Below are 7,377 nucleotides of genomic sequence, written 5' to 3'. Positions count from 1 at the left end.
GGCACACATGAAAGCAGACATTCTGTATTTTGGTGTTGGTAAATGCCTCTCTCCTATACGTCGGGGTCAATCTCTCTTCCTGCTTGCACTTCGGGGTCGTTTTCAAAGGCATGTAGAACAGCTGACCAGAATGCCCGCAGGTTAGAAAAACTGCCCCAATTCGGTGGTTCCTCAGGGGCAACGGTTGGAATTATGCCAAGGACAGCCTCACTGACGCACTCGATATCTGCATCACTGCCAGCTAATAAAGTTCTTAATTCGCTAATTGTTTGCCATTTGAATGACAAAACCCGCGTTTGTGGTTCATCCTGTATAACTTCACGTAACGTATCGCCAAAGGTATCGGCATCTTCGCCGAATGCGCCGCAGCCGAGGTCAGCCAGACGAGGAAACAGGTCGAGAATATCATTAGTGGTATAGTTTAACAGTTTGGACATAGTAGATCATTCCATTGTATTCTTTTATGACAATTGTAACTTGAATGCGTCGCGCAGCCTTGCGCTGTCGACTGGCCCTCTCGATTACGACAGTTCCCCTTCCAGAGGTATATCCTTCAAGCAAGGTTTTATCATCATTTCTGGCGCCCTTGAGCCAGCCATCAATTTTATAGGAATTATCTCTAAGCACTTTGTTAATAGCACGTTCGGCCTCTTCCTTCGAAGTGAAGAATGAAACGACAGGGTGTTTTTCCTTCATAAACCGCCGCTCGATATATTCATCGGTTGGGTCGACATGTTTTCGTAGCACATGGCCACCCGCTTTGTGATTATGTGGGGGTGCCTCATGGTGGTTGAGATTGAGCCACTTCTGTCTATGGGGGGAGAGAAGGTTCTGGTTGGTGGGTGATCTTGGAGGCTGTGGGGTATACGGCGAAGGCCGATGGAAGTGCTCCGTTGTGATGTCGGCATGCCGGAAGGTCAGCTTGCCTGCATCCGCCGATGCCACGCGAATGGCCCGGGTGGCTGCGAAAGACCCTGCCGCATGCAGTAGGCCGCCGGGGATCAGGGCATCTGCGACCGCACCTGCCAGACCCGCAACGGCGGGGGACGCATGCGCCCTCAGCGCCGCACTACGAACCGCACGTTCAGTCTGGGTTTGGGGTGGTGTGCCTGTATTCCACGCCCGTCGTCCGGCGGCCATCATGTCAACGCCGTGAGCGGCAAGGGCAATACCGGCCATTTCCGCCGCCCCGAAGCCGATCGTGGCCAGCCCTTCGGCCCGGTTGATTGTTTGCTGGCTCGGCAGATAACCGTATCATCGCCGGGCAGGAACCACGGCCCTATACACAGCCCCTGCACGCGGCATGGCTGAAACGTGCGAGGCTGGTATCATGACCCGGCGTGCCTGGTTCTTCGGCACCTATTTCGTCGTGCTGGCGGTAGGTGTGTCCGCCGCAATGCATGTTGCGCCCCGGCTGCTCTGGAACAGCACGGCCAGCGTCCCGGTGGGGCTGGACCGGCTGACGCGCCAGATGCAGCGGCAGGAGCGCGACCTGATGATCGCGCTGGAAACACACGCCCTGTTCATCCGCTTCTGGCTGGGACAAATGCCGCCCCTGCCCGCCGAGGCGCAGGACGCCGCCAATGCGCTGGGCCAGGAACGGTTTACCCGGTTTCTGGATACGCTGGGGCGGCGGCTCTCTCAAGGGCGGTCCTTCCGAGATGACATCCCGCTCGATATCCCTGCCATGCGTCAGAGGCCCGCTGACAGGCCCGATGCTGCGTCACCCAAAGCATAGCGCTCGTCCCCGTGGGTGACATCACCCCTCAAGCAGCAGTTTGAGATAGCCACCCTCGACCAGGGCAATACCTTCGTCGCGCCAGTCCTTGGCGGTCCTACGCCATGTATGGTCGCGCCATTCGTTCCAGGACATGGTCAGGGCGCGAGGATTGATGAGGACGGCAGCAATCCGGCGTTCATCCGCACCCGCCCGATGCAGGTCATAGGCATGCAGGCAGCGGATCAGATGCAGGGATCGAAACGGCGTTATCATCGGAGGAACACGGCAGGCAGTCTGAAACCCAGATGATGGGCCACGAAACGCCCAGCCTCATACCAGCGACTTCGGTAATGCGGGTCGATCGGGATCACGACCGCAGGCCGCTTTGCGGCGGCCGGATCATCCAGCAGGAAGAAAAATGTCCCGAAAGAACCGGTCACGGTGACGGAGCGCCCCACGTCGTCCTCGCTGTCGAACAGGATGCGGCCCATAGCCTCGAAATCCAGCGACCGGAGATTGGCAAAACCCCGAGGGGCATCCGTCAGGCTGATGATCCTTGTTGTATCTTCCCTATGCCAGATCACAGGTTTTCGGGTGATGGGAATGTCCGGATTATGGACAAAACTGTAACCTCCATCGGTCCCGGAACGCCGCCCACAGGAGCGAGGGATTGCCGCTCGCACCGGCCCGGAGCAGACTGTCGCGATAATCGCTGATATAGCGGGACCAGCGGCGCATGAAGGCCCCGGCAAGGGCGGAGGCCGGGAGGGTTCTGAGGATGGCCAGATCGGCCTCGGAATGCCAGATGTCGAATGGCATGGGGACAATCCTCTCGACTGGGGAGCCGCCGACCGGGTACGGCAAAACATGCCGCACCTGTCAGCCAGCCCCAAGTTTCTGGTTACATTGAGTTCTCACGCCTTGCGGCATGACCTTATGAAAATTGCAGGGAGCTCCACGCATGTTGCGCAGTATCACCCACCGAGTTTGACATGGCTTGCCCCTCGCATCTTGCCGGGAACAGTCCACGCTTCTTGCAGCATGCCTGCCCCACGAGTTTGGCATAGAGACGAGGGGCAAGGTGCCGAAACTAATAGGGAAAAGATGCCGTAGTTCGGGGTGGGGAAATTTCACCAGCTATATGAAAGATTCCCATAAACACGGCGGCCTTGGCCATAAGCGCAAGTCCCACCGTACGTGCTGCTTCCACAACCGGTAACGTAACGTGTATTAGCGATATTCGACATAGCTAGCCGTGCCTGCATACCTTTTAAGACTGACCATACATTCCCAAAGTCCACGTGAGCTCCAACATCAAATAAGATATAATCAGGAACTTTATACGAATTGGCATTATCGGCGTAACTCGAACCTATATATCTAGCTCCGAAATTAATTCCCAGCCCATGAAATACATTGCGGGGCAACGTATAGTCGATAAACATGTTTGCCATATTACGTGGCAAGCCGCTTATATATTTCCCCTGCTCAGAAACGCTCCCTAAGTTTGCGCCAGACATACTGCGTAAGACAACAGTTGTGTCGCTGTTCGTAACGCGTGTATCGTTAAATGTATAGGATGCCGTCAAATGCAAGTCTTTTGTAATATTGGCATGAGCAGATAGCTCCACGCCTTTTGATGTCACTTCGCCAGCGTCCATCTGTTTTCCAGGATGCTCCGTATCCGTAATCTCGTAGTGGTCTTCTTTGATGTGATAGGCGGCAGCGGTCAGAAGTACATCGGTATGAGGCACCATATATTTTAAACCCGCTTCATATTGTGCGCCTGTTAATGATTTGATAGCCTCACCATTATATTTAAATGCTCCGACCTGCGGAATAAATGATGTTGCATAGCTAAAATATGGTGTCAGACCAAACTCAAAATTGTAGGTAAACCCCGCGCGCCATGTGAATTTCGATGCCGATGGATTTTCTGAACTACGTGACGTTGAGACCGCTGTGGTTGCACCGTCACCTTTTGTCTGTGCTAAGGATGTGCCTTCATAGTTGTACCAATCTTGACGCCCTCCCAGCAACACAGACAAGTGACCAAATTTAATCTGGTCTTGAAAATAGACGCCTTTCTGAAACTGCGTCTGGTTGACATTATTTACAGAGAGCGCATTCGGACAGTTAAACGTATAACACGTATGAACATTGTAATATATCGGGTTCCATACATTGATTGATGGTATGCCATCAAGATCGTATACAAGATCTTGTATCCAATGTACGCGCCTGAAGTCTACTCCTGCAACTAGTGTTTGTTTCACTGGGCCAGTATTGAAGTGACCTATGACGCGACTATCAAGACCAAGTGTTTTCTGGAACGCAGAAGCCTTCCACGCGGCTCGTGGATATGTCTCTCCATCGGCCTGAAGACCTTGTCGTAAGTAAACTTGATTGCCATGAGAAGAAGAATCCTCATATCTAAATGTTTGTTGAAACTCCCAGTCTTTATTAAATTTATGTGAGAATTGATATTCAAAATCAGCTTCCGTAGTAGAATTGTGGTTAACGCCAGGATCGAATAGATATCGACTTCTAGGAATATATCCGTATTTCCCTGGGATGATAGTTCCAACACCAGGATATAGGCCACTCGTTCCGGAATCGGGCGTGTACATATACTCCCCAAGAACAGTCAGGCTTGTTTTTTCATCGATATCCCATTTGAGTGACGGCAAAACGCCCACTCGTTTATAGTGTGCATAATCTTGTTGTGTTCCTTGAGTTACGCCAATTCCGGCAATTCTATACTTAACATTACCTGATTTTGTTACTTTATCAGCAACATCGAACGTTGCTTCATATCGTCCCCAGTTTCCAAACCCAACAGTAACATTCCGAATGGAGGTATCAGTCGGCTGTTTTAGACGAGTAGCAACAAGTCCACCAGGTCCAACTTGCCCATACAATACTGAGGCTGGCCCCATCAGAGCTTCAACTCTTTCGACAAAAGCCGTCTCTCCTGCTGAACTGGAATGGGACATAATACCATCAACGTACTGCGTAGCTGCAAAACCGCGCATCATAATGCTACCAGTTCCGTTGGCGAGACTGCCGTTTGCAGCTCCGTTATCAGCCGCGCCCTTCATGTTAACCACACCAGGCAAGTATTGTAATGCTTCCAGGACATTTTGTGATTGTCGATCTATAATTTCTTGCTTAGTTACCACGTAGACAGAATTAGGTATCTCTGTAATTGGTGTATCAGTTTTAGTGCCTGCTTCAGTGTAATGAGCTACATACCCGACACCTGGTCCAGTAGCAGATTCTTTCGCCAGCGTGCCGCCGACACGGACCGGACCGAGGGTGATGTTGGCAGAAGCCGGAACGAGCGTCACAACATTTCCTGAAAGACGATAGGTCAGGCCCGTGCCCGCCAGCAACTGCACCAGTGCCTGCTGCGCAGTCATACGCCCAGTCACACCGTGAGACGATAGTCCCTGAATGAGAGATGTCTCGACCGAAACCTGTGTTCCAGACTGCGCCCCGAAAGACGTTAGCGCCTTTGCAAGAGATCCTGTTGGAATAGAAAAGCTTTTTGATTGATCGGCAGTCATCGCAGATGAAACCACCGTTTGAGCAAAAGCGCCTGATGCTCCGGCAACAGAAGCCAGTGCCGAGCTTGTCATCAGAATTGCTGCAATAATTTTTCGGTCAGCACCGACACTCACATTCCGTCGCAACGGCATTGTTTCCCTTACTATGCTCTACGTAGCCGGGGATGTGCCGTTAATGCGACTGCATTGCAGTTTCATCCCCTACTTGAGCGACGGGTGCCGAGAAAATTTTTTCCCTCTTTTTTATGATCGGATACGAAAAATTAGAAATCGGAGATAATGACAAACCAAGGTGTCATACGCCTTACGGCTACGCCCTCATGGGCTTGCGCTAGGGCGTGCAGGGCTCCGACTGGGTTATTCAGGTCATAAACCCCTGTAACCCGCCGTGCAGCGAAGTCTGAACTGGCAAGCACAATCATCCCTTTGAAGTAGGGACGGAGTTTTTCCACCACATCAGCCACCGGCTGATCATTAGCGATCAACTGCCCATGTCGCCATGAGGCGATTTCGGTCCCGTCAGCATTCGTACGATGGAAACCGCCCATCCAGCCTACGTGGATCGCCTGTCCCGCCTGCAAACGCTCTGAAACCCCAAAAGACGGAGAAGCGTCTACCTGCACAGATCCCTGCGCAACCGCAACATCCGTACTATCCGCCCCGAAGCCGACTTCAAACGCAGTGCCGATATCTGTCGTGCGGACACTATGAGCATCCACGGCAAACGGGCGCGTTGCGTCATGTGTCACTTCAAAAAAAGCACGACCTTTCAAAAGACGAATATGCCGTTGTGACCCTTTATAATCCACGGCAATAGCACTCTGAGGAGCTAGCTCTACGTCTGTACCATCTGCGAGCTTGATCGACTGTTGTTGGGCCGTGCCTGTTGTATAATCAGCTTGCCACCAAAGAAGAGCGCTCGGAGTTATCAGTAGGACGAGACAGGCGGCGAGCGCCATCCCTGCACCGATGACCGGAACCATTCGCTTCGATAGGATGCGCTGCGATGGCAGAGGAGCCACCTCGTCCGCTACGTCTCGCGCTTCAAATACACGGATGGCAGCACCTTCATCCGCCGATGCGGGACCAATCAGATCATAGGCTTGCGCGGTCTCGGTCCAGGCTCTTCTGTTGGCCGGGTGAGCGGAAAGCCATTCAGCGAAACGGGTGCGAAGATCGGGATCATCAGGCTCATCTTCCAAAAAGATAAGCCAGTCAGTTGCTTCCCTTATTGCCCGTTCGTCTTCGCTCTCTATCCCTGCCGTCATCCCTCTCCCGATACTCAAGCATCATGTTGGCCGTCACATGTCCGAACATGGACGAAATCAGTCCCTACTTCATAAACGAAGCAGCGTAGATTTTTTTCTATAATGATTTACTGGAACGACTTCAGGCGTCTCCGGCAATGGGCAACGCTTCGGCGATCAGAGTATGGGCACGTGTTACAGAGATTCCCAACCGTGCGGCCACCTCCCTGGTCTTCAATCCTTCAAGACGGTGCAATTCCACGGCTATTCTTGTGCGCTCTGGGAGTTCTGCAAGAGCATCCCGCACAATGGCCAGTTGCTGGCGATGCAGAATCTCGACTTCCGGAACAGCCCGCTCATCTGGTTGAAGATGAGTTGTCTCGCTTCCATTGTCAGAGATCACATAACGGCTACGGCTGATATGTGCCCGTCTGCCATCAAGAGCAATATTTCGGACAATGCGAAAGAGATAGCGTAACGGTTCACGAACAAAATTCGGATCAGCCTGAGAGACCGTCGAGAAACGAACCCACGCTTCCTGAACGATATCCTCGCTTTGCGTCGTAGTCCCCGTGACAGTGGTCGCATAGTCGACCAGCCGTTTACGGTTCTGCACGAACAGGCTCAGATTGTCCTTCTCGCTGTCCAAAGGTGCGCTGTCCACTTCATCACGCGGTCATACGAATCCGCTTCACCACATTTAAGAACCATTCTTATTTGGTAGCTACGTGAGGACGGATTGGAAGGCAAGGAGAAGGTTGGCGGATCGGCTCTGTGCTGTGCGGTTCAAGCCTCTTCCTTCCCTTCCCGGCCCTCTAGCTGCGCACTCGGCGCGTCCCGG

The 7,377-nt window shown here is 52.7% G+C and carries 9 protein-coding genes; 1 reads left to right on the top strand and 8 read right to left on the bottom strand.

The window, feature by feature from the left end:
- Nucleotides 1-53: 53 nt before the first annotated feature.
- Together JCM25146_RS21740 and JCM25146_RS20035 are read right to left on the bottom strand one after the other, a co-directional pair.
- Nucleotides 54-437, bottom strand: coding sequence for a hypothetical protein (locus JCM25146_RS21740; RefSeq protein WP_199897767.1), 384 nt, complete (start codon nucleotides 435-437; stop codon nucleotides 54-56).
- Complete coding sequence (locus tag JCM25146_RS20035; RefSeq protein ID WP_242401184.1) at nucleotides 409-1,143, bottom strand: RNase A-like domain-containing protein; 735 nt, start codon at nucleotides 1,141-1,143, stop codon at nucleotides 409-411. The genes JCM25146_RS21740 and JCM25146_RS20035 overlap by 29 nt, the downstream gene beginning before the upstream one ends.
- 187 nt (nucleotides 1,144-1,330) lie before the next feature.
- Here JCM25146_RS20035 and JCM25146_RS20030 point away from each other — a divergent pair, with 187 nt between their 5' ends.
- Complete coding sequence (locus JCM25146_RS20030; protein ID WP_025829051.1) at nucleotides 1,331-1,738, top strand: hypothetical protein; 408 nt, start codon at nucleotides 1,331-1,333, stop codon at nucleotides 1,736-1,738.
- 21 nt (nucleotides 1,739-1,759) lie between these two features.
- On the opposite strand, the gene JCM25146_RS15060 is transcribed toward JCM25146_RS20030, so the two are convergent.
- The 6 genes from JCM25146_RS15060 to JCM25146_RS20025 all read right to left on the bottom strand — a co-directional run bounded on the left by JCM25146_RS15060 (nucleotide 1,760) and on the right by JCM25146_RS20025 (nucleotide 7,185).
- On the bottom strand, nucleotides 1,760-1,993 hold the full coding sequence (locus JCM25146_RS15060) for a DNA -binding domain-containing protein (RefSeq protein ID WP_025829049.1): 234 nt from the start codon (nucleotides 1,991-1,993) through the stop codon (nucleotides 1,760-1,762).
- Nucleotides 1,990-2,211 carry a hypothetical protein gene (locus JCM25146_RS15055; protein ID WP_148299117.1) on the bottom strand — a complete coding sequence of 74 codons (222 nt, stop codon included), beginning with the start codon at nucleotides 2,209-2,211 and terminating at the stop codon, nucleotides 1,990-1,992. Before JCM25146_RS15055 ends, JCM25146_RS15060 begins: the two co-directional genes overlap by 4 nt.
- Nucleotides 2,212-2,332: 121 nt before the next feature.
- Complete coding sequence (locus JCM25146_RS15050; protein ID WP_025829045.1) at nucleotides 2,333-2,539, bottom strand: transcriptional regulator domain-containing protein; 207 nt, start codon at nucleotides 2,537-2,539, stop codon at nucleotides 2,333-2,335.
- 311 nt (nucleotides 2,540-2,850) lie between these two features.
- Entirely contained in the window at nucleotides 2,851-5,403 is a 2,553-nt protein-coding gene (locus tag JCM25146_RS15045) for a TonB-dependent siderophore receptor (RefSeq protein WP_242401183.1), read from the bottom strand.
- Nucleotides 5,404-5,552: 149 nt separating this feature from the next.
- On the bottom strand, nucleotides 5,553-6,557 hold the full coding sequence (locus JCM25146_RS15040) for a FecR family protein (RefSeq protein WP_025829042.1): 1,005 nt from the start codon (nucleotides 6,555-6,557) through the stop codon (nucleotides 5,553-5,555).
- A gap of 121 nt (nucleotides 6,558-6,678) precedes the next feature.
- Nucleotides 6,679-7,185 (bottom strand): sigma-70 family RNA polymerase sigma factor, encoded by a 507-nt coding sequence (locus JCM25146_RS20025; RefSeq protein ID WP_035372778.1) that lies wholly within the window; start codon nucleotides 7,183-7,185, stop codon nucleotides 6,679-6,681.
- Between the last annotated feature and the right edge of the window lie 192 nt (nucleotides 7,186-7,377).

It is taken from the genome of Acetobacter okinawensis JCM 25146, from assembly GCF_000613865.1.
Lineage (GTDB): Bacteria > Pseudomonadota > Alphaproteobacteria > Acetobacterales > Acetobacteraceae > Acetobacter > Acetobacter okinawensis.
The sequence above is the reverse complement of the archived record's forward strand: the minus strand, read 5'-3'. Positions and strand labels throughout refer to the sequence as shown.